The sequence below is a fragment of the Streptosporangium sp. NPDC001681 genome (assembly GCF_040298085.1).
In the GTDB taxonomy this organism is placed as follows: Bacteria; Actinomycetota; Actinomycetes; order Streptosporangiales; family Streptosporangiaceae; genus Streptosporangium.
Window position 1 is genome coordinate 23006 of the sequence record NZ_JBEOZN010000009.1, and the last position, 26543, is coordinate 49548.

Annotated in this window: 19 protein-coding genes and 1 pseudogene; 14 read left to right on the forward strand and 6 right to left on the reverse strand. The window is 69.4% G+C overall.

Features of this window, described 5'->3' with window-relative positions; translation table 11 throughout:
• Positions 1-68: 68 nt before the first annotated feature.
• Positions 69-3212: a hypothetical protein gene (locus ABT130_RS06045; protein ID WP_350953263.1), complete on the forward strand. Its 3144-nt coding sequence runs from the start codon at positions 69-71 to the stop codon at positions 3210-3212.
• Between the two features lie 71 nt (positions 3213-3283).
• Complete coding sequence (locus ABT130_RS06050; protein WP_350953265.1) at positions 3284-3928, forward strand: FAD-dependent oxidoreductase; 645 nt, start codon at positions 3284-3286, stop codon at positions 3926-3928.
• A gap of 217 nt (positions 3929-4145) precedes the next feature.
• Here ABT130_RS06050 and ABT130_RS06055 read toward each other — a convergent pair whose 3' ends face one another.
• The gene (locus tag ABT130_RS06055) at positions 4146-4997 is read right to left on the reverse strand and encodes a helix-turn-helix transcriptional regulator (RefSeq protein WP_350953267.1); all 852 of its coding nucleotides are present in this window, start codon (positions 4995-4997) and stop codon (positions 4146-4148) included.
• A 101-nt stretch (positions 4998-5098) separates the two neighbouring features.
• Here ABT130_RS06055 and ABT130_RS06060 point away from each other — a divergent pair, with 101 nt between their 5' ends.
• From ABT130_RS06060 to ABT130_RS06065, 3 genes and pseudogenes are all read left to right on the forward strand, one after another.
• Positions 5099-6550, forward strand: coding sequence for an MFS transporter (locus tag ABT130_RS06060; protein ID WP_350953269.1), 1452 nt, complete (start codon positions 5099-5101; stop codon positions 6548-6550).
• Between the two features lie 283 nt (positions 6551-6833).
• Positions 6834-7043, forward strand: a pseudogene (locus tag ABT130_RS47735) (transposase); the annotation flags it as partial.
• 58 nt (positions 7044-7101) lie between these two features.
• Positions 7102-7293 carry a hypothetical protein gene (locus ABT130_RS06065; RefSeq protein WP_350953271.1) on the forward strand — a complete coding sequence of 64 codons (192 nt, stop codon included), beginning with the start codon at positions 7102-7104 and terminating at the stop codon, positions 7291-7293.
• Positions 7294-8088: 795 nt separating this feature from the next.
• On the opposite strand, the gene ABT130_RS06070 is transcribed toward ABT130_RS06065, so the two are convergent.
• Positions 8089-8649 (reverse strand): hypothetical protein, encoded by a 561-nt coding sequence (locus ABT130_RS06070; RefSeq protein WP_350953273.1) that lies wholly within the window; start codon positions 8647-8649, stop codon positions 8089-8091.
• 499 nt (positions 8650-9148) lie between these two features.
• Positions 9149-10549 (reverse strand): eIF2A-related protein, encoded by a 1401-nt coding sequence (locus tag ABT130_RS06075; RefSeq protein ID WP_350953275.1) that lies wholly within the window; start codon positions 10547-10549, stop codon positions 9149-9151.
• 843 nt (positions 10550-11392) lie between these two features.
• Between ABT130_RS06075 and rpmF the strand changes: the two genes are divergently transcribed.
• The 6 genes from rpmF (at position 11393) to ABT130_RS06105 (ending at position 16517) form a co-directional block, all read left to right on the forward strand.
• Complete coding sequence (rpmF, locus tag ABT130_RS06080; RefSeq protein ID WP_350953277.1) at positions 11393-11578, forward strand: 50S ribosomal protein L32; 186 nt, start codon at positions 11393-11395, stop codon at positions 11576-11578.
• Positions 11579-11607: 29 nt separating this feature from the next.
• Positions 11608-12693 carry a radical SAM protein gene (locus tag ABT130_RS06085; RefSeq protein WP_350953279.1) on the forward strand — a complete coding sequence of 362 codons (1086 nt, stop codon included), beginning with the start codon at positions 11608-11610 and terminating at the stop codon, positions 12691-12693.
• A 27-nt stretch (positions 12694-12720) separates the two neighbouring features.
• A complete protein-coding gene (locus ABT130_RS06090) occupies positions 12721-14328 on the forward strand; it encodes an ABC-F family ATP-binding cassette domain-containing protein (protein ID WP_350953281.1) in 1608 nt (535 codons plus the stop codon).
• A 148-nt stretch (positions 14329-14476) separates the two neighbouring features.
• Complete coding sequence (locus tag ABT130_RS06095) at positions 14477-14731, forward strand: TetR family C-terminal domain-containing protein (protein ID WP_350953283.1); 255 nt, start codon at positions 14477-14479, stop codon at positions 14729-14731.
• 132 nt (positions 14732-14863) lie between these two features.
• Positions 14864-15748: a DUF2268 domain-containing putative Zn-dependent protease gene (locus ABT130_RS06100; protein WP_350953284.1), complete on the forward strand. Its 885-nt coding sequence runs from the start codon at positions 14864-14866 to the stop codon at positions 15746-15748.
• Positions 15749-15758: 10 nt separating this feature from the next.
• Entirely contained in the window at positions 15759-16517 is a 759-nt protein-coding gene (locus ABT130_RS06105; protein WP_350953286.1) for a MerR family transcriptional regulator, read from the forward strand.
• Between the two features lie 389 nt (positions 16518-16906).
• Here the strand turns inward: ABT130_RS06105 and ABT130_RS06110 are convergent, their stop codons facing one another.
• The 3 genes from ABT130_RS06110 to ABT130_RS06120 form a co-directional block, all read right to left on the reverse strand.
• The gene (locus ABT130_RS06110) at positions 16907-17245 is read right to left on the reverse strand and encodes a hypothetical protein (protein ID WP_350953288.1); all 339 of its coding nucleotides are present in this window, start codon (positions 17243-17245) and stop codon (positions 16907-16909) included.
• A gap of 904 nt (positions 17246-18149) precedes the next feature.
• Positions 18150-18818, reverse strand: coding sequence for a class I SAM-dependent methyltransferase (locus ABT130_RS06115; protein WP_307662605.1), 669 nt, complete (start codon positions 18816-18818; stop codon positions 18150-18152).
• Between the two features lie 64 nt (positions 18819-18882).
• Positions 18883-19086 (reverse strand): DUF1707 SHOCT-like domain-containing protein, encoded by a 204-nt coding sequence (locus ABT130_RS06120; protein WP_350953290.1) that lies wholly within the window; start codon positions 19084-19086, stop codon positions 18883-18885.
• 67 nt (positions 19087-19153) lie between these two features.
• On the opposite strand from ABT130_RS06120, the gene ABT130_RS06125 reads away from it, so the two are divergent.
• Genes ABT130_RS06125 through ABT130_RS06135 form a run of 3 tightly spaced genes read left to right on the forward strand, consistent with a single transcriptional unit; the run spans position 19154 to position 26540 of the window.
• Positions 19154-20482 (forward strand): SWIM zinc finger family protein, encoded by a 1329-nt coding sequence (locus tag ABT130_RS06125; protein ID WP_350953292.1) that lies wholly within the window; start codon positions 19154-19156, stop codon positions 20480-20482.
• Entirely contained in the window at positions 20479-23700 is a 3222-nt protein-coding gene (locus ABT130_RS06130; protein WP_350953294.1) for a DUF7824 domain-containing protein, read from the forward strand. The genes ABT130_RS06125 and ABT130_RS06130 overlap by 4 nt, the downstream gene beginning before the upstream one ends.
• The gene (locus ABT130_RS06135) at positions 23697-26540 is read left to right on the forward strand and encodes a hypothetical protein (protein WP_350953296.1); all 2844 of its coding nucleotides are present in this window, start codon (positions 23697-23699) and stop codon (positions 26538-26540) included. The genes ABT130_RS06130 and ABT130_RS06135 overlap by 4 nt, the downstream gene beginning before the upstream one ends.
• Positions 26541-26543 lie beyond the last annotated feature (3 nt).

Here is a 26543-nt window from a genome sequence, read left to right on the forward strand (position 1 = left end):
GACGAAGGGATGCGATGACGCGGCCTTCAGCAGATCGGCCCCCTTCTGCGGGCGCCGATCCAGCGCAGGTGCACACCCTGGCCGAGTTGGCCGCGGCGCTGGAGGCGTTGCGGGCAGGGCGCTCCTACAGCGAACTGGCCAAGGCGGTGCGGCCCGCCCGGCTGGCGTCCAGCACCCTCAGCGACCTGCTGTCCGGTGAGACGCGCCCGTCAGCCGAGACGCTGGAGCTGTTCCTGACCGCCTGCGACGTGCCCGAGGAGGCTCGGGGGTCGTGGCGGTCGGCGCGGAAGCGCGCCCTGACGGTCGCGCCGGCGCTGGCCGGGGTGGTGCGGGTGGAGCAGGCCGATCCGCGCCTGTTGGGAGTGCATGCCGCGATCGAGGCCCCGGGCGCCACAGGTGAACTGCCGGTGTACGTGCTACGCGACACCGACACCGATCCGCGCGGGGTACGTGCCCTGGTTGGCCGTGCCGCCGAGCGGGGTGGCCTGGTGGTGCTGGTGGGCTCCTCGTCGGTGGGTAAGACCCGCTGCGCCTATGAGGCGATCCGCGCCTTGGTGCCGCAGTGGTGGCTGCTGCACCCGGCCGATGCCGACCACGTCCGGCAGGCGGCCGCCGACCCGCCGTCGCGGCTGGTGGTGTGGCTGGATGAGCTGCAACGCTACCTGGGCGGCCCGGCCGGGCTGCGCGCCGCCACCGTCCGTGCGCTGCTGCAGGCGGGAGCGGTCGTGGTGGCCACCGTGTGGCCTGAGCGTCATGCCGTTTACACCGCCCCGCCCTGCTCCGGCGGTGAGGATCCCTACGTCGCCGAACGCGAACTCCTGGACCTGGCCGGCATCGTTCACCTCGATGCCGCGCTCAGTCTGGCCGAGCGGAAACGCGCCCGCGCCGCCTCCGGGGCCGATCCGAGGATCGCGCTGGCGCTGGAATCGGCCGACTACGGCCTGACGCAGGTCATCGCCGCGGCCCCGCAACTGATCGACCGTTGGCGCGGCGCCGACCCCTACCAGTCGGCGGTGTTGAACGCGGCCGTCGACGCCACCCGGCTCGGTGTGCAATCTCCGCTGAGTGCGGAATTGCTGCGCGCGGCCTCGCCCGGTTACTGCGACGCCCGCCAGAGGGCGGCCGCGCCGGCCAACTGGTTCGAGGGGGCGCTGGCGTATGCGACCGAGACCCTACACGGCGCCGCAGCGGCGTTGGCCCCGGTCGCCGCCCCCGGCACGATGGGGCGCCCCTCGGGCTACCTGGTCGCCGACTACCTGCAACAGCACGCCGGGGCTCAGCGGCGCGCTACGAAGGTGCCCGGCGCGACTTGGCGGGCCTTATGTGAGCACCTGACCGACCCCGCCGACCAGGCCAGTACCGGTAGGGCCGCGCGGGATCGGTTGCTGTACTGCTACGCCGAACCTCTCTACCGGCACGCCGCCGATGCCGGCGACGAAAGCGCCGCCAGCAGTCTGGTCGGCCTGCTGGTCGAACACGGGCGGGTGGAGGAGGCCATCGCGGTCCTGCGCACTCGCGCCGATGCCGGCGACGACATCGCCGCTTTACGGCTGTCCGGCCTGCTGGTCGAGCAGGGGCGGGCAGAGGAGGCCGTCGCGGTCCTGCGCGCCCGCGCCGACATCGGCGATCCATACGCCGCTTACCACCTGGTCAACCGGCTGGTCGAACACGGGCGGGCAGAGGAACTACGCGCCCGCGCCGACACCGGCGACACATACGCCGCTCAGCGTCTGGTCAACCTGCTGCTCGATCAGGAGCAAGTGGAGGAAGCCGTCGCAGTCCTGCGCCCCCACGCCCGTGCCGGCGGCGAAGACGCCGGCGACGACTACGCCACATACGCTGCTCTACAGCTGGTCGGTCTGCTGGCCGAGCTAGAGCTGGTGGAGGAACTATGTGCTCGCGCCGACACCGGCGACACATACGCCGCCGTGCGGCTGGCCAGCCTGTTGGCCGAGCAGGGGCGGGCAGAGGAACTACGCGTTCGCGCCGACACCGGCGACGCACGCGCTGCCCGGTGGCTGGCCAGGCTGTTGGCCGAGCAAGGGCGGGTGGAGGAGGCCATCGCGGCTCTGCGCCCTCATGCCGATACCGGTGATACATCCCTCGCGGTAGAGCTGGCCGACCTGTTGGCCGAGCAGGGGCGGGTGGAGGAGGCCACTGCGGCCCTACGCCCCCGCGCCGATGCCGGGGACGTACCTGCCGCCCGGCGACTGGCCGAACTGCTGGCCGGGCAGGGGCGGGTGGAGGAGGCCATCGCGGCCCTACGCCCCCACGCCGACACCAGCGATACAGCCGATACCGGTTATATATCCATCGCGGTAGAGCTGGCCGACCTGCTGGTCAAGCAGGAACGGGTGGAGGAGGCCATCACGGCCCTACGCCCCCGCGCCGATGCCGGCGACATACCTCCCGCCCAGCGGCTGGCTGACTTGCTGCTTGAGCAGGGGCGGGTGGAGGAGGCCATCACGGTCCTGCGCCCCCGTGTCGACGCATACGCCGCCTGCTGGCTGGTCGACCTGCTGGTCAAGCGGGGGCGAGCGGAGGAGGGCATCGCGGCCCTGCGCCCTCATGCCGACACCGGCGACCTACCTGCCGCACAGTGGCTGTCCGGCCTGCTGGTCGAGCAAGGACGGACAGAGGAATTACGCACCCGGGCCGATGCCGGCGACACGTACGCCGCCCATCGGCTGGCCAGTCTGTTAATCAAGCGGGGGCGAGCGGAGGAGGCCATCACGGTCCTGCGCCCCCACGCCGATGCCGGCGGCGGAGACGCCACACACGCCGCTCACCGGCTGGTCGATTTGCTGGCGGAGCAGGGGCAGGTGGAGGAACTCCGCGCCCGCGCCGACACCGGCGACACACACGCCGCCCGTCAGCTGTCCGGACTGTTGGCAAAGCAGGGGCGGGCAGAGGAACTCCGCGCCCGCGCCGACACCGGCGACACACACGCCGCCAGTTGCCTGGCCGATCTGCTGGCAGAGCAGGGGCGAGTGGAGGAACTACGTGCTCGCGTCGACAGCGGCGACACAGGCGCCGCCTTCCGGCTGGTCGATTTGCTGGCAGAGCAGGGGCAGGTGGAGGAACTCCGCGCCCGTGCTGCTACCGGTAACCCATACGCCGCCCACCGGCTGGTCGGCTTGCTGGCCAGACAGGGGCCAGCCGAACAAGCAAAGCAACTGCGTCGCTTCGGGGTGCCGGCAGAGGAGGACTGATGTGGAACTAATGTAAGAGCCTGCTGACAAAGGGATTTGGTGTGAGGTTTGGGTCAGCAGAGCGCAGGGGTGTGGTCATCATCGGGTTGTTGACTCGCGAACCAGCCCCGGCCGCAGCGAGAATCAGCATCATCGGAGCAGGTCCCGGTGGCCTCACCTGTGCTCGCATCCTGCAGAAGCACGGCATTCCTGTGACGGTCTACGACCGCGACACCCACCCGGCGGCGCGCAACCAGGGCGGCACCCTCGACCTGCACGCCGACGACGGGCAACTTGCCCTGCGCGAGGCCGGCCTGATCGAGGAGTTCTTCCGGCTGGCACGCCCGGAGGGACAGGAGATGCGCCTGTTGGATCCGACGGGGCGGATTCTGGGCCACCACGTCCCAGCCGAAGACGAGCTCTTCAAACCGGAGATCGACCGGGGCCAGTTGCGCGATCTGCTGCTCAGTTCGCTGGAGCCGGGGACCGTACAGTGGGGCCGCGCCGTCGAGAAGGTCAGCTGGCCGGCTCCACCACGGTCGCCGACGCCATCGCCACCTACGAAAAGACCATGCTCCCCCGTGCGGCGGACACGGCCCGGATCCTCGAAAACGGTGCCGAGGCCCTGCTCGAGCGACACGACAGCGGCGAAATCGCAGGATTCGGCCCGCCCCAGCGCTGACCGGTCAACCGATACCGACCCCTACCCAGACACCTCAACCGCTCCTGAGCGCTGAGCAGGCGGTGGAGCGGCCGATTTCGAGAGTGCACGCGGCCTCGGTGACCGAGACGCCGTCGTTGACCAGGCGGCGCAGCGTCGCCAGTCCGGCGGGGCCGATGACAGCCCTGCTTCGGGAGGGTCTCCTTGCGCCTACAGCCGGGCCGGAGTCGCGTCCGGGCGCGTACGACAGGTTGCGCGCCGTCGTTGCCGGGTAGAGGCACGTCAGGACACCACTACGCGACACTCGCGGCAAGGGCTGACAACTCTTCCAGCCTCCGCGATGACTCCTCATCGTCGGGAGTCATCACCATCAGCCGGTGGCCCGTCTCCGTGACGTCGGTGGAGACAAAGTTCAGCTGGAGAAGCCCCACAAGCGGACTCTCGAGGCGTTTCACCTCGTAGTGCTGGAGAAGCACATCGTGGCGGCTCCACAATTGCGCGAATTCGTCCGACTGCTCCAGCAGCCGCGCGACCACGCTCGAGGTATCCGCTCCTGCCGTCCCGGCACTCGCCGCGGCACGCATCCTCGCCACCATCCTGGTCGCGACGATGTCGTCATCGACGTACCGGCTGCGCCAGTCCGGGTCCGTGAAGAATTGCATAGCGCAGTTCCGTTCACCGGATGGGATCAGGTCCATGTCGGTGAAGAGGTACTGGTAGGCGCGGTTGTACGCCACCACATCGAACAAGGGCGTTTGCAGACACGCGGGATAGGGATCCAGCTTGTCCAGCACCGGCTGGAAGGCCGTCAGCAGAGCCGGGTCGCATACGACCGGATCGGTGGGCGGTGTCCGCACGCCGGCAAGCCTCTGCAAGTGTTGCGTTTCCGCCTCATCCAAATGCAATGCCCGGCCGACCGCTCTGAGCACTTGCATGCTGACATTAATCGGCCGACCCTGTTCGAGCCAGGTGTACCACGTAACCCCCACCCCTGCGAGCACTGCGACCTCCTCACGCCGTAGGCCCGGCGTGCGACGTCGTCCGGTAGCCGGAAGCCCGACCCTGTCGGGACTCAACCGCTCGCGTCGGGTGCGGAGGAAGTCGCCGAGCTCACGCCGGGCGATCGGGGAGATCGTGTCGGTCATGACTCCATACTGCTGCACCCAAGGTTCCCCAGCCAGGTTCGGCTACTACCCCCATAAACAGGCTTCTGGTACCCGGATCCGCGAACACGCAGGCTCGACACGTGACCACAGCTTCCACCCCGCACACCGATTCAACCCCAACGATCCCATCCCAACCACGAACGCTCGGGCTTCCCGGACTCCTCGCCACCCTCTCCGCTCTGCTCCTCGCGGTGGTCAGCTTCGCCGCCGCGGGCATCGCCGTCCCCGACATCGGCGCATCACTGCACGCCTCCCCTGCCGAGCAATCGCTCGTGGTCTCGGTGTACTCACTCAGCTTCGCGGTGCCGATGGTACTCGGCGGCCGCCTCGGTGACCTCTACGGACGCCGCCGCCTGTTCCTCCTCGGCATGGCCGGCTTCACCCTCTTCTCCCTGATGGCGGCCCTCTCCCCCATCATCATCGTCCTGATCGCCGCGCGCGCCCTCACCGGCATCTCCGCAGCAGCGATGGTTCCTCAGGTGCTCGCAACGATCACCGCATCGACGCAGGGGCGCGAACGCGCCAGAGCGGTCGCGTTGTTCGGAGCCACCGCGGGAGGCGCAACAGCGATCGGGCAGGTCCTCGGCGGAGTGCTGCTCTCCGTCCCGCTCCTCGGCGCCGGCTGGCGCATGGTGTTCGCAGTGAGTGTCATCATGGGTGTCGTCGCGTTTCTCGCTGCCCTGCGCTGGGTGCCAGCAACCAGCTCTCCCGGCCACCGCTCACTTGACCTGATCGGCACCGTGCTTCTGGGCTCCGCCCTCCTCTCGTTGCTCGTCCCGCTGTCTCAGGGCGCCACGCTCGGCTGGCCCGCATGGTGCTGGGCACTGCTTGTCGCCGTCCCCGTCCTGTGCGCCGCGTTCTGGAGATGGCAGCTCCAACTGCACCGCGGCGACCGCGTCCCACTGGTCCCGCCGCCCCTCTTCCGCCTGGGTTCCTACCGCGTTGGACTCGTGATGGCACTCATGCTCCAGTCAGCCTTCGGCGCATTCACCTTCCTCTACGCCCTCACCACACAGACCGGGCTGGGATGGACCCCGATGCACGCCGCTGTCGTGCTGCTTCCATTCGCCCTCTGCTTCTTCGTCGTCTCCGTCTGGTCCGGAAAACTCGCACCGCGCTTCGGATTCCGCCGACTGCTGATCATCGGCGGAATCATCCAGGCAGCACTGCTTGCGATTACCGCGACATCGGTGTTCCTACAAGGCGCCAACCTGAACTCCTGGACTCTCGCTGCATTGCTGATCGGCGTCGGCATCGGGCAAGCGCTCATGTTCGGGCCCCTCGTGGGCGCGATGATCGCCGACGTCCCCCCGGCTTCCGCCGGGGCCGCATCAGGAGCGCTCCAGACGACACAACAAGCCGCAATGGGCCTCGGCGTCGCCGTGGCCGGCGGGCTACTCGCCGCGGTTACCGTCGGGTCAGTCGCACCTGTCGGCGTCACGTACACAACCGCGCTCGCCGTGTGCATGACCGTGCAGGCCGCCTTCGCCGTCGTCTTCGCGCTCTGCGCCCTCGCCCTCCCCCGCCGCTGATCCCACAGCTCCCTGAGCTTGTCGTTTAACCTCCGGCCTTCGCGTATGCCGTGAACGGTCATATCCGAGGGCACGAAGGGCGGTAGCGGACTGTGTCCGCCCGGGTGTGGCCTGAGGCTGTACGGCGGACGGCCACCGTCTCATCGTCGAGTTGAACGACATCGAGGAGAAGGCGGTGGCCGTGGGATCCATCTTGGCGTGCGCGACCGCGAGTGTCCCAGAACCGTGGAGGGAAGGCTCGCGTATCGAGGCGCTGGCAGAGCTGTCGGAGTTCCGCCAGGAGGTGTACGGCTGTCTCACCGCGCAGCGCGATGAGCTGTTCGAACCGGCCGAGGCGGTCTTATGCGCCGAAGGCCCGGTGCGGACCCTGGTCGGGCCGGCGCCGGTGCCCGAGCACCGGCGCGGCCACGGCGCCCTGTACGACGCGTTCAACCACGGCCATATCGAGACCGGAAGGCTGCGGCGGACGCCGGCTACGCTGCCGCTGCCGCTGCCGAGGGCGGCGGACGGCGGACGGCGGACGGCGGACGGCGGACGGCGGACGGCGGATCGTGCCGGCCGCCGACGTGACACCGTGGCTGCGCCCGGACGCGCCGACCAGCCCGCAACGGCTGTTCTGCCACACCTACGGCCGCCGCAGGAGCGACCATCAGATGATTCCGGGCCGGCCGTACTCGGTCATCGCCGACGCCGTCGCCCTCCCTGCCAGGGCCTGCTCGCCCAGCTACTCCGGTGGCGTATGAGGCACTGGGCCGGCCCCCGCTGCTACGTCAAGAACGCGACAATCTGCTCACCCGGCGGAAACACACTAACCATTAACAGCTTTCCTGAACGCCACGAATTCGGGCTCATCTGTCGGTGGCTCGTGTTTACATCTCACATAAGCCACTACGCGGCAAAACGCCACTAACATTTTCAGGGAGTCGTCATGTCTCAAGGCAGGTATTATCGGCGCGGGTATTGGTTTAATAGATCGAGGCCGAAAAGCGCGAAGGGGTCGGGCTCGCCGCCCTCGCATGGTTTTGGAGCCAGAGCGGCGATGAGCAGCCCACCCCGGCCCAGCCGCCGTCCTCGGTGTCGGAGCCCGCGTCCCCAGCCCAGGCCTCGGCCCCCGAGCAGGCCGCCGACGCCGACCAGGAGCCACCGCCACCCGCCCCGACTGGGACGCCGTGAAACGCCGCACGGGATCACTCCGGCTGTGCCTTCCCCAGCCGCGAATGCCCGCTGGGCCGGCAAAATGGTGCGCCGCCACCGTCATCGCACTCATCGCCGGCTCTTTCGCGATTCAGCTCATCAGCGTCGTTGTCGACGCGATTTTCAGCACCTGGCACATCGGGGTTCCAGCAGGAGTGTGCGCCATTCTGATAATTATCGGATGGTCTCAATGGAATGCTGTTGCCGCCCGGCACCGTTCTGCGCGGCTGCGCCATCTACAGCTGATGCTGTGATCTTCATTGATAAATGGCGGTGAATCTTCAGCGCTATCCGGACCGCTCTGTAGTGGTCGTTCGCAGCCGCAGTATTGCGGTGTTGACGTGTCAGCTGTCAAGGAGGCGTCGCGCGAAGAGCAGGGCGTCAGCTACTGAGGCGTCATCTGTGACAGCGCTGAGGGCCTCGGTCGAGGAGGCGGAGATGAATGCCTCGATCGCGTCCATGTGTTCGGGCTGCAGTCCGCGGCGTGGTGAGGGTGCGATCAGCAGGGCTCGGCCGGTTTTGGTGAATTCGCCGTGCACTGGCCCGGAGGTGGGCACTTCGACGTCGTCGGTCCAGATGAGTCGTCGCCCTTGAGCGAGGACCTGGCGTGCGGCGGCGAGTTTCGCCGCTGTCGCGGCGGTGTCGGTGAGGTGATCGGACCAGGCGCGGTCCAGCCGGGGTAGGGCGAACAGTCGTTCCACTTGGTCGGCGTCGGGGCACCAGGTGCTGCACCAGCGAATCTCGACGGTGCCCGCGTGGTGCAGCGTGCGGATGCGTTCGAGCAGGGCCGGCGCCCAGCGCATACGGTACGCCTCGCCGGCGGAGTAGGCATTGCCACTGCGTGGGGCGGCGCCCCAGCCGGGCCGGGAGACGTTGATCACCCCGTCGACGTCGAGTAACCACACCGGTCGGCTCATCGGTCTGGGTGCCCGTCGTGCCGGTGGTCCAACGAGGGTGAGGTGACGACGCTCATGATTCGTCTCCTGTGGGTTGTGGGGTGAGGTGACCTTGATCTGGTGGATAGTGCCCACGGCGGCCCTGCTCCCTCGACGTACCCGGCGGCGACGCGCATCACTAGCGGCGCGATCACCGATACGGGACGGTTCCGGGACCACTCCGGACAGATCGCGGCCAGCGCCCGATCGATGGACAAGGGTGCCGACGGGCGGCCGATGCACTCGGCGCCATGCGTAGCCGACTCGGTGATCTCGTGGCCGTCAGGCACAGCGGAGCCGCCAGACCCGCCGATAGCCTGCTCCCCGCGCGTCGCGGTGAGTTCAGCCAAGCCATTGCAAGCCAGGACCGGCCGCCGACGCTTGTGGAGTTTCCAGGCCACTGCCGCAGAGCTGGCCGTGATCGACGCCTTGAGAGGCAGCACAAGCGTGGATTCCTGTTCCGAGCCGATTAGGAGTGAGTGGCCTCGGTGACGGGGCGAGTAGTGCTCCACAGCCGTATTGTGCCGTCTTCGCTCCCGGCGGCGAGGGTTTTGCCGTCCGGGCTGAAGACCACCTCGTAGATGTTCTCGGTGTTGCTGGTGAGGATGGTGGGTTCGCGGCCGGCCACGTCCCACAGCCGCACCGTGTCGTCGAGGCCGCCGGCGGCGAGGGTCTTGCCGTCCGGGCTGAAGGCCACCGAGGAGACGGCGCCGGTGTAGCCGCTGAGGGTGGTGGCGGTTTCGCGGCCGGCCACGTCCCACACGAGTACCCAGCCGTCGTCGCTGCCGGTGGCGAGGAATTTGCCGTCCGGGCTGAAAGCCACCGAGCGGACATAGGCGGTGTGGCCGCTGAGGGTGGCGGTGACAACGGTTTTGCGGCCGGCCACGTCCCACAGCCGCACCTCTCCGTTGATGCTGCCGGCGGTGGCGAGGGTTTTGCCGTCCGGGCTGAAGGCCATCGAGTGGAACCAGTCGCTGGTGTGGCTGTCGAGGGTGGCAATGGTTTTGCGGCCGGCCACGTCCCATAACTGCACCGTGTCGCTGCCGCCGGTGGCGAGGATCTTACCGTCCGGGCTGAAGGCCATCGAGTAGACGGGGCTGCTGGTGAGGGCGGCGGTGGCAACGGTTTTGCGGCCGGTCACGCCCCACAGCCGCACCGTGCCGTCGAGGCCACCGGCGGTGGCGAGGGTTTTACCGTCCGGGCTGAAGACCACCGAGTAGACGATGCTGGTGTGGCTGGGGAGGGTGGCAATGGTTTTACGGCCGGCCACGTTCCACAACCGCACTGTGTCGTCGTGGCCGCCGGCGGCGAGGATCTTGCCGTCCGGGCTGAAGGCCATCGAGTAGACGGTGCCGATGTAGCCGGTGAGGGTGGCGGTCGGGGGGAGTTCGGGGGTGGCGGTCGGTGGGAGTTCGAGGGTGGCGCTTGGGGGGAGCTCGATGGTGCGGGCGAGAGCGATCGCGACCGGCACGCCGACCGCGGCCAGGGCCCCGAGTCCGCCCAGGAGCAGGACACGGCGCCGGGACAGCCGCCGATCCGCGGTGTGGGGCGGCGGCAGGGGGGTCAACCGGTTGTTCTCCAGGTGGAGCGTGCTCAGGTGGGGAAGGTTTCCCAACGACTCGGGGAGGGCGATCAGCTGGTTGTTCTCCAGGTGGAGCGTGCTCAGGTGGGAGAGGTTTCCCAGCCACTCGGGAACAGCGGTCAGTTCGTTGTTCTCCAGGTGGAGCACGGTGAGGTGGGTGAGGCCGCCGAGCGACTCGGGCACCGTCCTCAGGCCGAGCCCGGACAGATCGAGCGTGCTCGACCTGTCGCGCAGGCACTCGTCGATCCGCTTTTCAGCGATCATCCGGCCGTTTCCGGACACCGTCACGATCTCGCTCCTCACCGTTGCTCACCTGCCCGCCCCAACCCCTGTCGCGTCGGGCCGCGGGAGTCGAGGACGAAGCTACGGACCGGCACTGGGAACCGGCTTGGAGATCATTGGGACGGCCCCGGGCCGTGCCTGGCCGCCCGCTGTGAAGCTCACGACCAAAGATCGTTAGAGGTTTCCCAGCTCGGACAGGAGCTTCCCGATCCAGGTGAACAGGCGCCCGACCCGGCGAAAGGGCCACAGGATCCACACGAAGAACCGCATCAGAAAGGTAAGGATGGCTTCCGGACTCAGCGACCGCAGGGTCCAGCACCAGCCACGGTGCCCCTGCCTGCGATGCACCACGAACGAGCCCAGGAGGACCTGGAGAAGCGGAAACCCGTGAGTTCCGCCGGCGAAACCTTCAGCGGGAGTGAATCGGGTTCGAACTCATAGGAGGTCCTTGTTACGATGGGTGCCATGATTGAGGTCGACAGAATCTAGCCACCGAACTGCCGGTGGCTTTCATCCGTGTGGGCGATGCCCACGCTGGTGAATGACCGTTCTCCTAGCGCAGCAGCGTGAGTCCGCCCGTCCGAGGCGTTGACACCTCTGCGTGAAACGTGCCGGCACGTTCGCACCGCACCGACCTCGGTCCCCGGTTTGTGCCTGCGAACGCGCGCGACTTCGATCCTCCCCGTGCCATCCATCCATCGCCCAGCACTCGGGCAGCGGCCCAGTTCCGCAGACAGATGGTGCCCCGGCAGCACTGATCGAATCTCTCGCCGCAGTGACTCACGGCCCGTGGTCGGTTGTCCCGCCAGTTCCGTTGGCATTCGCAACCACTCACGAAAGGCCATGGCCATGCAGCACCGCACGTCGCGTTCCCGCACCCGTCACCGTCGCGCTCACTGGAAGACGAGCGCCCCGACGCTCACCACCTGCACGAATCCCGCCTGCGGCAAGCCCACCCCGCCACACCGCGCATGCCGGCACTGCGGCGTCTACCGGGGTCGTGAGGTCTTGCCTCCGACGGGCGGTGACACGTGAGCACTGTCCTGACCACGAGGAGCCGCTGGATGCGCATTCGCGACCATCTCGCACAGACCGGTGCACCTGCGTTCCGCTTTGGTCAGCTCATCGCCGCGTGGCAGAGCTCGACGGCCGAGACCTTCGCCGACGTTCATGCGCTGCCTGCCGGCCTGCGTGCCGATCTCGCGGAACGATTCGGTCCACGGCTGCACCCCCTGACCCCGCTGGAAGTCCAACGAGACGAACAGGTTGAGAAGGTGCTATTCGCATCCGAAAGCGGCGCCCGCATCGAGACCGTCGTGTCTCACTATCGAGCCGGATGGGACTCCATGTGCATCTCGTCGCAGGCCGGGTGCGGCCTGGGCTGCACCTTCTGCTCCACCGGCGCGGTGGGCCTGGTCCGCAACCTCACTGCCGACGAGATCGTCGCCCAGATGATGCACCCGCACTGGACCCGCGAAGGGCTGCCCCGACCCGCGAGTGTCGCGTTCATGGGGATGGGAGAGGCGCTCGCCAACCCTCACGTGTTCGACGCGCTCACCCTGCTGACCGACGCGGGCTACGCGGGGATGTCCGCACGACGGGTGACCGTGTCCACCGTGGGGTTCGCGCCGAACCTCACCCGCCTGGTCGACGAGCACCCACAGGTGACGATCACCCTGTCCGTGCACTCACCGTTCGCGCAGGAGCGTGCCCGCATCATCCCGCTCGAGGAACGCTTTCCGCTCCCGCAGAGCCTCGACATCCTCGACCGGCACGCCGCCACGAGCCGCCGAAAGGTCTACCTCGCCTATCTGCTCATCGCCGGCGTCAACGACAGCGACGACCATCTCGCTGCTCTCGCCGAACTGGTCCGTGCGCGCTCTCGGCCCGAGCTGTTCCACGTCAGCGTCATCCGCTACAACGAGGCGGCAGGAGCGCCGCCGGACTACCGAGCCCCGTCCTCCATCCGAGTAGACGAGTTCGTGCGCGGGCTGACCGTGCGCGGCGTGCACGCGACGAGGCGACGGCAGTTCGGCACCGGCATTGATGCCGCTTGCGGTCAGCTCCACGCCAAATACCTCGCGGCGGACCCCACCATCGCCGCTCCCGTCAACACCGAACCGGTCCCCGTCACGCCCTTCCGCGACTGACGGGAAGAAGGAAGAGAAACATCACCCATGTCCACGAAGTCCGCCATCACTTTCCGCGATCTGACCTTCGAATGGCCAGACGGCACGGTTGCACTCTCGGGCGTCAACGGCACCTTCAGCACCGGCCGCACCGGCTTGATCGGGCGCAACGGTGCCGGGAAGTCGACGCTGCTGCGGCTGATCGCAGGCATCCTGCAGCCGACCGTCGGCCAGATCGACACCATCGGCGAGGTCGGTTACCTGCCCCAGACGCTCACGCTCCGGCAAGAGGCGACGATCGCCGAGCTCCTCGGGATCGATGGGATCATCGCCGCGATGAGGGCCATCGAGTCCGGCGACGTCGACGAGCGCCACTTCGACACGATCGGCGATGACTGGGACATCGAGTCCCGCGCCGACGAAGCCCTACATCAGATCGGATTCACCGCCGGAGACCTCGACCGCCGCGTGGCCGAGGTCTCCGGCGGTGAGGCGATGCTCATCGCCATCACCGGGCTGCGCGTCCGCCGCACTCCGATCACCCTGCTCGACGAGCCCACGAACAACCTCGACCTGCCTACCCGCGCCAAGCTCGCCGACTTCGTCGACCAGTGGCCGGGGACCCTCGTCGTGGTCAGCCACGACCTCGAACTGCTGGAGCACATGGAGAACACCGTCGAGCTCTACGGCTGCACCCTCGACACCTTCGGCGGCCCTTACAGCGCCTGGAAGGAATACCAGGAGCAAGAGCAGGCGGCGGCGGTCCAAGCCGCGCGGTCGGCCCAGCAGGCGCTCAAGGTCGAGAAGCGGCAGCGCGTCGAGGCGGAGACGAAGCTGGCGCGCAGGGAACGCACTGCGAAGAAGACCCAGAGGGACGGCGGCATCCCGAAGATCCTGGCGGGCAACCGTGCCAGCAAGGCCCAGGCGTCCGCAGGCTCGTTGCGCTCCACGCTCGACAACAAGGTCCAGGCGGCCCAGGCCGCAGTCGACGCCGCGGACGCCCGCGTACGCGAGGAGGAGCACATCACCCTCGTCCTGCCTGATCCCGACGTTCCGCGCGGAAGGCGCCTCGCGGAGCTGCATGACCAGGACCGCGCCTTCGTGATCCAAGGGCCGGAGCGGGTCGCGCTTGTCGGGGCGAACGGCACCGGAAAGTCGACTTTGATCGAGCAGCTCATCCGCGGCACGGCTCCCGCGCCCGATCGGCCGCATGGACGTCTCCTGACCGAGCTCGTCGGCTACCTCCCCCAGCGTCTCGACGGGCTCGACGACGATGCGAGCGCGATGGCGAATGTGCAGTCGGTCGCCCCTGGGACGCCGGCAGGCACCATCCGCAACCAGCTCGCCCGGCTTCTTCTGCGGGGCGACAGCGCCGATCGTCCAGTGCGTACGCTATCCGGCGGCGAGCGGTTCCGCGTCTCCCTCGCGCGACTCCTCTTGTCGGAGCCGCCGGCTCAGCTGCTGGTCCTGGATGAGCCCACCAACAATCTCGATATCGCCAGCGTCGAGCAGCTCGCGGAGGCCCTCGATGCGTACCGCGGGGCCCTTCTCGTCGTCAGCCACGACTTCGCGTTCCTCGAGCGGATTGGAGCCGACACTGCCATCGAGCTCGGCAGGGACGGCCGTATGCATCAACGCCGAGACCTGAACATCTGATGGTCTTGGATCGAGCGTGACCAGGCGTTAAGGAGCAGGCAGGTCGTAGGCCGGCTGACCCACCTGCTCCTTCGCGGGAAACCTTCCACATACCGATTCATGCACACCGGCCATCGAGACCATCGCCCGGCCAGGCAGCCTGCACACTGTGGTCTTCCACTCCGCCCCTGCCCCCGAAGACGAAGGGCGGCGGGAGACCATCGCCGCCATCGTCAGGGCGCTGCGGCGTGGGATGGACGAGGGCGCGTTCCGCCAGGTCGACCCGCATGCCGCGGCCACGATCCTGTTCACCGTCCTGTACGGCGCCGCGGACGCGATCGCCGCAGGCGAGCAACCACAGCGGTGGCGGGCGGCCGTACGCGACCTGCCCCGTCACCGGCTTGCGGTCACACGTCCCAGGTGACCGGGAGGCTCTTCAATCGCAGCGGCGAACCGCCGGTCATGACGGGACTGGGTGACGGCATGCCGGCCGTACCTCGACGAAGAGCGCCGCTGGTTTGACCTTGACGCTGCGTCAACTTCTAGCATCGGGGCCATGTCGATCACTGTTCTTGACACCTACTCCGCCATGCGGCGGATCCTGCTGGCCCCGGTCGCGGACCGCGCTGACCTGCTGCGTTCGATGCTGGAGCCCAACAGCGGCATGTACCGCTACCACCCCGGCGAGGTCGACCTGGTGGCCATACACCTCGCAACGTCCGGGTTCCCCATCGACCGCGACGAGGAGCGTTGCCTCGACGCGCTCGAAACCCTGGCGGCGGCCGGGGCCTGGGAGCGGATGCAACGCGCGCTCGACGACGCTCTCGCCGTACTGCTGGAGGCGACGCCGGGGCTGGAGGCCCCGGACATCACCGTGCTGTTCGTCCTCGGCGATCCGGGTGACGAACACTTCATGGGTCCCTGCCAAGGATTGACCGGGTTCGGCGGCATCTCGGGCAACATCGCCATCACGTTCTGGCCCTTCCCCGAGAACGTGGAGCGGCTGGAGGCCACCGCCGTGCACGAACTCCACCACAACCTGCGGTGGAGCCCGGGCGGGGTGGTGTGGGACCCGATGACCGTCACGGTCGGCGAGCACATCGTCGGCGAGGGCCTGGCCGACGCCTTCGCCCGTCAGCTCTACGGCGACGAACTTGGCCCCGCCCGCATCGGCGTGCCGCACCTGCACGACGACGAGGTCTTCGCCAAGGTGCTCACCGGGCTCGACGTGACAGGCATGCAGAACTTCACCGCCTGGGTGCACGGCGACCCCGGCGCCGAGCACCTCGGTGTCACCCCGGTGGGATTGCCGATGGGCGCGGGGTACGCCGCGGGCAACCGGCTGGTCGACACCTACCTGGCGGCGACCGGGCAGACGGCGGCCCAAGCCCTGCACGCCGACGCCTCGGAGATCATCGCAACCACTCTCCGCCGCGGGTAACACTGGAGGGATGGAGTGGACGATCCAGGAACTCGCGGTGAGGGCCGGCATCACCAGCCGGACCCTGCGTCACTACGACCGCGTCGGGCTCCTGGTCCCGTCCCGGGTCGGCGCGAACGGGTACCGCTACTACAACCCCACCGCGGTCGCCCGGCTACAGCGGATCCTGCTCATGCGCCGGCTCGGCATGGGCTTGCCGGCCATCGCCGAGGTCTTGGCCGAGGAGGTGGACGCGCTCGACGGGCTCCGTGCCCACATCGCCGCGTTGGAAGAGGAACGCGCCCGCATCGAACGGCAGGTCCGGTCTGTGCGTCACACGCTCGAGGCTCTGCAGGCGGGGGCGGAACCGCGGATGGACGTTATGTTGGCGGGGTTCAACGACCGCTACAAGGACGAGGTGATCTCACGCTGGGGCGAGCGCGCGTTCCAAGTGAGCAACGACTGGTGGCATGGCAAGAGCCTCGACCAGCAGCGGGCCTGGAAGCAGGACACCGACGACCTCGTCGCCGCATGGGTCGCCGCAGTGAAGGCCGGGGATTCGCCGACATCGGAACACGCTCAGTCGCTGGCTGCCCGGCACGTCCGGTGGCTGAGTCAGATCCCGGGCACCCCCACCGCCGAGGGCGACCGGGAGCGCTCGATCGAGATGGTGAACGGCATTGGGGACATGTTCGTCGACGACCCCCGCTTCGCCGGCATGTACGACGACGCCGCGGGGGCGACGTTCGTCCGCGACGCACTGCACGCGTACGCGCGGACCCGGATGTAGCTCGTGTGGTTCGCAGAAATGGTCAGTTGCGCGAGGTCAGCGCCCCCTGGTCCGGTGAGGCGTTCCCCCAGGTCGCCGTTCGCAGAATCCCTCTCACAACCTCCGCGTTCCGAGAGACCGTTCCAAGACGCCGCAACCTGCACGGACGCCCTACTTGTTGGGTCGGGCCGGGGCGCGGTACTGACCTTGCGATCAGTCCGTTTCCCCGACCCGCCCGCCGAACCCGGCGTGCCCCTCACAAGGCACTGGGCTCTCCACGTGTCGTGACCGTTGGTCAGCCGCCGGCTTGGGCGGCTGCCGGTGTCGGGGTCCACGGGGTAGGAATCTTGGCCCCGCGGTAGCGGTAGCGAGTCACTGCGACGCAGGCGGCGCCGGTGAACTCGATACCGTCATAAGCGATCTTCCAGGAGCCCGGCTGACAAAATCTGCGACGCATCTCCTGCCTGCTGAGCCGGGAGTGTTTTCGGAAGATCCAGTTCGCGACGCGACGCCACCGTGGCCCGGTCGATCCCCGCAGTCCGCGCCCCGACGTTGGAGGCGACGTGCTCCCACGCGTGCACCAGAAACGCCGGGTCATAGACGAGGTTGAACAGGTCACCGAACCGGCGACCGGGATCATCGGTCGCCCAACGGTGCAACTTGATCTGCATCCTCCGTACCGCGAAGAAAGCCGAATCAGGATCCGGCCATCTGGCAGCGCCGGTATTCACCGCCGCGTCTTCGGACATTGCACTCTTCTCCTTAACTGACACGCTGCCGCCCTTCCCCAGGTGCCGGGCTCTCCCCGGCTCGGAGTACTACGACGGCTCCGTCCCATCCGCGCCCTTCGGCCGGCATCGTGCCTATCCCCACGCACCGCCCTGGTTGGACGGGTCGCGGGGAGCGAACCCGGATGGTTCCCACGTTCACTGCTGTCCGGTCGACGAGTTAGGCACCCGGCTATACCCCTGCGGCCTCGCCACGGCTACGCCGTAGTCCTTCACCGTGGCCTCCCAGCCCAGACGCGCAATGCCCGACCAGGGGTTCCCCGCCCATACCAGGCAGGTGCGCACCGCTGACCAGCCCATATCCACCGGGTTTGAGCTGGCGCGACCTCAAGAGGCGTAACAACACCGGTTCCTCGCGTATACCTTCTCGTCTCGCTCACCGGGCCCGGCCCATCCGGCAGTGCCAGGCCGACCCGACTTTGTCGAGGCTGCTCCCACCCTCACCGGCAATCCCCGGCTACGGCTGCCTCCAGCTTCACCCCACCGCTACGACGGCGGAGAGATGGACGGTCTTTCACCTCCATCCGGACAAAACAGCGCCTCGTGGCGCACTGCGGCTGGTCGCACGGACCCCTGCGACATGAGGTCGCACGTGGCGAGTGACTGCGTTGAGTGGGCCGTCTACAACCGCCCGAACAAACCGACGCGCTGGATCGTCGACCGGCACTTCGGCAGGTTCAACAAGTTCAGGAACGGCCCATAACAGACTATTGATCCAGTCAGCCATGATCGTGACGAGGCCCGCTCCGGTCGCGGTCGCCGCGCCGACTGCTGCCCTTCAGAGCAGCACCTTCAACCGGCGTCGCAACCGTCCGGAGGAGCCTTGCCCGGCACGAGACCCTGTGCCGCTTCCGACGCCTGATCCTCAACCGGGTTGCTTGGCCATGACGACCAAACCCGGCCCGCTTTGCTCATCTGCGGGGAGCCGAAGTTCGGCGACCGGGCGCAGTCCAGCCTGCTCGATCAGGTCCACGAGTTGTTCCGGTCGCCATTTGTGTGTCGTCCAACGAACGGGTACACCTCCGTAGGCCTCGGTGCGCACCGCGTCTTCGTCGCCGACGTGTGTTGCGGTGATGAAGTGTCCGCCTGGCTTCAACGCGCGCGCGAACAGGGCGAGAACCTGAGGAAGGACGTCACGGGGGAGGTTGAACAGTGACCACCACCCGAGCACGCCGCCAAGGGACGCTTCACCGAGGTCGAGGTCGGTGGCAGAGGCGACACTGAAGCGGCATTGCGGATGAAGACGGCGCGCGTTCTCGATCATGCGAGGAGAGAGGTCTACCCCGGACACGTCGAGTCCGCGTTCGGCAAGATAGGCGGTCACCGTTCCGGGTCCGCAGCCGACGTCGAGGACAGGCCCAAGCTCGCTCACGGTGTCAGCAAAGGCGTCGATCGATGCCTTGAGCCATGGATGGCTACGGATGTCGCCGACTCCCGTCGTCACCACCATGTGGGCGTAGTTGTCGGCCACCCGGTCATAGGACTCACGTACCACGTCGAGATCGGCTGGGCGGTCGATATGGTGTGCGCGCATCAGCCAACGATAGGACTGTGCGACGGCCCTGGGACTGGTACAGCGGTTAACGACAAGCCGTTGATCATGGCCTGGCTGTACCCGCAAGGGCGTTGACGCGGTTGTCGAGTTCGTCTTTCTTCAGGCGGCCCACGGCGAAGTGTTCACGCGGAATCACACAGGCGCGGTCACGTTCGGCGTCGGAAACGCGGATGTGCTTCACATCGTCCCCCTCCCCTGGCGCACGACAAATTACCCGGTTCGTCCGGCGGGTGGCATGGATGTTCACAGGATCCTTTCATCTCCTCGATATCTGCCGCGCCGGTTTGTCGGTGGGGCGATCTAATGTCCCGGCCATGACTTCAGCGACGCAGGCGTACACGTACGCCGCGCCCTCCTCCCTTGTCGACGGTCGTCTCGGATTGGCGACCTCCGGCGGGCGGGCCCTGTCCGGCCCGGCCGTGGCCCCCCGGTTCTTCAGCGGCGTGGTGACCCAGGCGGCCCCCGCCGCCGTGGCCCTGCTCGGCGTCGCCGACGTGGCGCTGGCCCGCTACCACCAGCCGCAGGCGCGGCCCGGCTGGGTGCGGGATCCGGTGGTGACGTGCGATGGAGACCGGTTGCGGTTCGAGTCGTTCTCGGCCTGTGGCGGCGTGTACGCCCGGCTTGATCTGCTGAACGGCGCGCTCGACGGCGAGGTGTTCGACCGGGGCACCACCAACGTTGACGTGAACGCGCCGCTCCGGGAGGCGCTGGCGCGCATCGGCGCGCGTGACCCGTTGCACCTGGGGGTCGGGCTCGACGAGCTGGTCGTGACCACGATGGATGGCGCGGTGGTGGAGAAGAAGGTGCCGCTGCCCGAGCGCTGGTTACGCGGCTTCGCCGAGGTGCAGGTCATCGCCTCGGGCATGGACCAGCGCGGTGAGCTGACCGGCATGGCGGCGGTGCGGTTCCTGCGCGGGCTGCCCAAGAAGGGCACGGTGTGGGTGGCGCAGGCGGGGCGGGAGCTGAAGGTCTCCGGCCGTCAGGTTCCGGGCTCGGTCCAGCTCGCCGGCCCCAACCGGCTCGGCACCCTCCTGCCGCTGCTGCGCTTCGCGAAGTCCCTCCGGGTGTACGGCCCGGCCGACGCCGCCTCCAGCGCCTGGGAGTTGGAGCTGCCGGGCATGCGCTACACGCTCACCCTCTCGCCCGAGCGCTGGCGCGGCTTCTCCGGCGAGGGCGCGGTGCTCGACGACCTGGCCACCGACGAGGCCGAGAACGACGCCGACGTGGTGGGCATGCTGCTCAACTTCGAGCCCGAGGTCGAGATCGGCCTGCTGGCCGACCGCGCGGGCATCCCCGCGGACCGGGTGCGGGCCGCGCTAACGCAGCTCGGCGTCGCCGGCCGGGTCGGCTACGACCTGTCGGAGGCCGCCCACTTCCACCGTGAGCTGCCCTATGACAAGGACAACGTGATCCTGCTCAACCCGCGGCTGGCCAAGGCGCGCAAGCTCGTCGACGCGGGCGCCGTGCACCTCGAGGGCGAGCTGGCCACCGTCCACACCTCGGGCGGCGCGCGCCGGGTCTCGCTGGCCGACGGATCCTGTACCTGCGAGTGGTGGTGGGACCATCGCGGCTCCCGTGGGCCGTGCAAACACGTGCTGGCCGCCCGGATCGTCGCCCGCGCCGCCGTGGAGGTCTCCCGATGACCCTCTGGACGGAGCTCTGCGACCTGGTCACCCGCAACCAGGTCACCCGCCTGGCCGACCGGCTGGTCACGCTCACCGAGGAGGAGCGCGCCGAGCTGGGCGGGCGGTTGCCCGGCCTCGTCAAGGAGCTGCGCCGTGTCCGCACCGAGCAGGTGCGCGCCCATCATCCCGACGACTTCGAGGAGATGGCCTCCTGGGAGGTCGGCGACCTGCTCGACAGACTGGCCGACGCGCTGCTGCTGACCGGTGTCGGCGTCATCACCGGCCCGGCGGCCGCGGTGACGTGGATGACCGGCCGCGACGTCAACCGCCGCTGGGCCGAGGACCCCGACGTCGCCCAGGTGTGCCGGGTGGCGGCCACCCGGCCCCGGGAGTGGCGTCGTGATGTCGCGGTCCGGCTGGCCCAGCGGGTGCGCCGTCCCGCCGACCGCATCGCACCGCTGGCCGTGGCGCTGCTGCGTGAGTCCGGCGCCGTGCCGCCCGACCACGACCCGCTGGTGGCCGCCTGGCTGGCCGCGCCGAGCGTGGCCGATGACCCGCTGACCCCCGTGCTGCTGCCCCGTGTCTTCGACGCCGACGGCGCGGGCCGCGCCCTCCGTGACGAGCGGCTGGAGCCCCGGCCAACCCGCTGGCTGGCCGCCGCCGCCCGCGAGCTGCCCAGGGAGCAGGTGCTCGACGGTTGCGTGAGCCGTTTCCTGCGCGGCGGCGAGGCGCAGGACCTGCGGTTCTTCGTCCGGCTGCACATGCTCCTCGACCCCACGCCCGCAGAGTCCGCGCCCCGCCTGCGCGACTACCTGCGGTTGTTGCCGTCGGCTCCGGGCACGGTCGCCGAGCTGGCCGCCGGGCAGGTGCGCGGGGCGATGCCGCTCGACCACGCCGACCTGGTCGAGGCGGTCGACGCGCTCACCTTCCGGGACGAGGCCAAGCTCGCCGCCACGGGCCTGCGCTGGCTCGACCAGGCGATCCGGGCCACGCCCGAGGCGGCCGCCGATTTCGTGACCGCGCTGACCACGGCATACGCGCACAAGTCCTTCGACGTGCGCAACCGCGCGGCCGAGCTGACCCTGAAATACGCCGACCTGTTCGCCGACCACACCGGGGCGATCCTCGACGGCGTCCGCCACCTCCCCGCCGGCCTGGGCGCGAAGCTGGCCGAGCAGTTCGGCGGGGAGACCCCGGTCGAGGAACTGCTGGAGCAGAAGGAGTTCCCGCCGCTGCCCGAGCTGCCGGAGGCGCGGCGGTTCCCCGAGCCGTCGATCTCCCCCAACTACCACGAGCGCTGGATCGGCCAGGAGCGCTGGCTGGCGGCCTTCGTCGCCGGGATCGCCGACGACCGGGCGAAACTGCGCCGCAAGCTCAAGCCCCACGTCGAGCAGGACCAGGGCTACTGGCGGTCCAGGGAGGTGCGCCTCGACCCCGATGACTGGCAGTCGGCGCTGTCCGCCGAGCTCGTCACCCCCGGCAGCGTGCCGGAGCTACCGCCGATCAGGCCGGAGAAGTTCTGGGACGACGCGAACCACTCCGTGGGAGTGCGCACCCTCACCCGTGGCGAGGAGCCCGACCCGGAGCCGAGGCCCCGGCGGATCATGGTGGGCGGCGCCTACCGGCCTGGCCGCTACCTCGACGACGACACCCCGCTGCGCGCCTTCTTCATCACCTGGACCAGCGACGACGGCCCGGACGGGGCGGTGGCCCACGAGGGCGACCGGCAGATCCCCTTCGCCAGGGGCCGGATCCACCTGTACGGCTCCCCCACCGACGTCGAGCAGCCGTGGTATTTCGGCGCCGACGACGAGGACGAGGACGAGGACGAGGAGATCTACGACGACAGACTGCCGGATCGCCTCCATCCGGTGCGGACGAGGCCTGGCGTCTTGTACGACGACTCCGTGGAGGCCATGCCGTCCTTCATCCTCGACCACGCCTACGAGCGCATGGCCGAGCTCGGCGTGGCCCCCGCCCGGATCGCGGCGATGCGGGCGGAGGAGCAGGTACCCCCGCCAGGCCCAAGCGAGCCGCTCGTGGAGGTGACCGTCGTCTTCGTCCCACCCCGGCTGCGTTCCTTCATGCCCAAGGAGTTGCCCGAGCACGACGAGTGGCGGCGGCGCAACCAGCTGCCCCACCCCAATCGCGTCTCCCCGCCCCACGATTTCCTGCTGCACCGCTACGCGGAACTCGCCGAGGCCCTCCGAAACGGCACCCTGCCGCCCGTGCTGCTGGCCACGCCGACCTGGATGAGCGGCCACCTCGACCCCGACGTGCTGGTCGACCGGCTGGAGACCTGCGCCGCCGCCGGAGTGGAGCCGCCCCTGGCCGACCTGGCACAGGCGCTGCTGCGGTTGCCCCGGGGCAGTCACCAGGCCGCGGCCGACCGGGCCGCCAAGGTCGACTCGGAGGCGGCGCGCTCGGCCGCCCGCTGGCTCGCCGGTGACGGCATGGCCGACCCTGAGTGCGGCCACGTGTGGCGCCACATGGTGGACGCGTCCATGGTCGAGTTCGGCGACGGCGAACCGGAGCACTTCACCGAGGTCAGGCTGCAGCCGGTGTTGCGGGTGACGGCCCCGACCGGCCATCGACTGATCGACGAGGTGCTGCTGCGCCAGCCGTTCGATTGGACGGTCGACGAGTTCAGCGGCACGCTCCGGGCGTGGCCCGCCATGCTGCCCTCGCACCGCGAGGTCGTGGCCGTCAACTTCCTGCCCTTCCTGCTGCGCGGCCGCTGGGGCGCGTGGGTGACGCCCACGGAGATCACCGGCCTGGAGATCGCCCAGGGCCCGATGGGCGAGTCCACGGCGGTGATCCTCGCCTTTCTCCTGGCTGACAGCGTGCCCGGCATGATCCCGCTGGTCCTGGGCGTGGCCGCCAGGGGCGAGCTGCCCGCCGAGGCGATCGGCCGCCAGCTCGCGCTGGTGCTGCGCCGCACCTGGCGGGAGACCCGCCCCGCCATCGCGGCCCTGACCGAGCTGGCCGACGCCGGCGGCCACCACGAGGTGTGGCGCATCCTGCGCGCTCTGCTGCCCGGGATGCTGCCGGGCGAGGGGCAGCGCATCACCGTGACCCACGCCGAACTCGTCGCCTTCGCCGCCGACGTGGCACGCTGGACCGGCGCGCGCGGGGAGATCCCGGTCGTCGCCGAGTTCGCGCGCAGCCGCCGGACGATCCGCTTCGTCCACGAGTGCAAGCGCCTTCACGCCCAGCTCACCGGAGCCACGTCATGACCTCTGACGACATCCGTACCGAGATCAGGAATCTCGTGCTCAACCACGACGCCGAGGGTCTGGCGTTGCGGTTGCCGAAGCTCACCGACGCCGAGCGGGCCACCGTCGCTGCCGGGTTGCCGGGCCTGCTCGCCGAGCTTCGCGAGAGCCCGCTGCTGGCCGCCACCGTCGGCTGGGACGCCTTCGACTGGACCGCCGACGAGCAGGTCACCGGCCGGTCCGAGGTGCTGATGATGGTGGGCGCGGCGACCATTCCCGGCCCGGCCGGGGTGGTCACCTGGCTGATGAAGCGCGACCTCAATCCCCGCTGGTCCGGCGCGCCGAGCCCGCACCGGCTGGTGAAGGCGGTCTCCGGTCGCCCGGTGGCCTGGCGTGCCGATCTGGCGGTACGGCTCGCGCGCCGCATCCGTCGTCCCGACGACCGGATCGTGCCGCTGGCCTTGGAATTGCTGCGCGACGGCGAGGCCGCCCCACCCGACCACGAGCCGCTGGTGGCGGCCTGGTTGTCGGCGGTGGGCGTGGCCAAGGACCCGCTGACGCCCCACCTGCTTCCGAAGATCTTCGAGGCGGCCGGCGCGGGCCGGGCGCTGGTCAACGAGACGCTCACCCCGAAGCCGTCCCGCTGGCTGGCCCTGGCCGCCCGCACACTGTCGCGCGAGCAGATCATCACCGGCTGCGTGAGCCGTTTCCTGCTCGGCGGCGACGCGCAGGACCTGCGTTTTTTCGTCCGGCTGCACACGCTCGTGGCGCCCACGCCAGAGGAGTCGGCCGTGCGGCTGCGCGACTACCTGCGTCTGCTGCCCGCCGCGCCGGGCCCGGTAGCCGAGCTGGCCTGGCAGCAGGTGCGCCAGGCGCGGCTCGACCCGGCGGACGTCGCCGAGGCCATCGAGGCGATGACCTTCCGCCAAGAGGCCAAGCTCGCCGTGAAGGGCCTGACCTGGCTCGACCGCGACCTCGCCACCACACCGGAACGTGTGGCCGACCACGTCACCGCGCTGACCAACGCGTACGCGCACGCCTCTCACGAGGTGCGCGACCGCGCGGTCACCCTCACCCTCAAGCACGCCGACCACCTCACCGACCCCGCCCCGATCCTGGAGTCGGCCGAACTGCTGCCCCCGGCCTCAGCCCGGCAGCTCTTCGAGCGCTTCACCGAAGGCTGGACCAGCGACTTCACCCCCGGCCGCCTGCCCGAGGCCACCGTCCCCGGCCCGTTCCCCACCTCCGGCCTGGAGAGCGGCCCGCCGGAGGAGATCGGCTGGATCGACGTCGAGGCGTGGCTGGCGGCGGTCACGCGGGAGGCACATACGAGCCCGGACTCCCTGAAGGAAACGCTGGCTCGGCGGTTCGGCGAACACCTGCGGCCGGTGCTCTACGACGCGCCGACGTGGCACTCCCCGCGTGACTGGTGCACCGCGCTGGCCAGGGAACTCGTCAACCCCGGCGAAGATCCGGGGCCGCCCATGTCCCGTCCGCCGAGGCAGCGCCCGTCGTACCGGAAGACGATCTCCGAGGAGCAGCGGGCCGACGCGGAGCAGGCCTTCCCCGGCCTGTCCGGCGATCTCGGGCAGGCCCTGTACGACGGCATGGTGAACGTCGCGGCCACGGCCTTCCAGCTGTTCCCCGGCCTCCGCACGGTCGTCCCGCTCCACGAGATGCCCGACTACGTACAAGAGGAGATCCTGCGGACGATCGACGTCCAGACCGACCTCTACGACCTGAAGGCGCGACCTGCCCCCGCTCCCTGGAACCGCCTCCCCCACCTGCGAGAGTGCGCCCGCCCCCACGCCTTCCTCCTGTCCCGCCTCGACGAACTCCTGCGCGCGGCGAAGGCCGGAGCCCTGCCCCCGGTACTGCTGGCCACCCCCACCCGCGCCGACGGCCACCTCGCCCCCGAGACCTTGCTCGACCGCCTGGCCGTGTGCGCGGAATCCGGCTGCGAACCGCTCCCGCTGGACGTGGCACAGGCCCTGTTGCGCCTCCCGCCCAATCCCGCCCCCGACCTGGCCGAACGCGCGAAGGGCATCGGCTCGGCGGCGGCTGCGGTGGTGGCCCGCTGGTTCGAGCGCGGCGCGCCCCCACCACCGGAGGTGGAGCTGACCTGGACCCTCGACCTCGGCTCCCGCGTCGTGCCCTACGACGACCATCTCCTCGACCAGCGCGGCATCGCCAATGTGAGCTGGCAACCCGTGGAGCCCACCGGTCTCGCCCACCTCGACGCCCTGCTGACCGTGCCCGAGATGCGCCCGTTCCGGCGCGTGTCACGTCACTTCTGGCCCGGTATGACGCCCCACCACCGGGAGCTCGCGGCGGCCCATCTGGCGATCGGCCTGATCGACCGTTTCGACCCGCCCGACATCGCGATCGACGACCTCCGCAACCTGACCCTGGCCGAAGGCACGTCCGGCCCGGCGACGGCCCTGGTGCTGGCCTACTTCCTTACCGTGGAGGGCGACGACGCGGTGCCCCCACTGCTTCAGCTGGCGGCCAAGGGCGCGCTCCCCGCCGCCGAGACGGGCCGCCTGCTGGGCCTCTTCGGCCGCCGCACCCGCTACGAGGCCGACCCCGCGTTGCCCTCACTGGAACTGGCCGCCAAGCAGGGCGCGCACGCCGAGGTATGGACGATCTTGCGCCACTTCCTGGCCGTCTTCCTTCCGAGGGAGGGCGAGCGGGCCCGGCGTCCGCACACCGACGCCGTCGTGCTGGCCACCGACATCGCCGCGTGGGCCGGCGCGCGGGGCGAGATCCCCGAGGTGGCCGCCCACGCGAAGAAGCGCGGTTCGACCTCGCTGACCCGGGCCTGTCGGAGCCTCCACCAGTTCCTGACCCGGGAGGCCTGATCG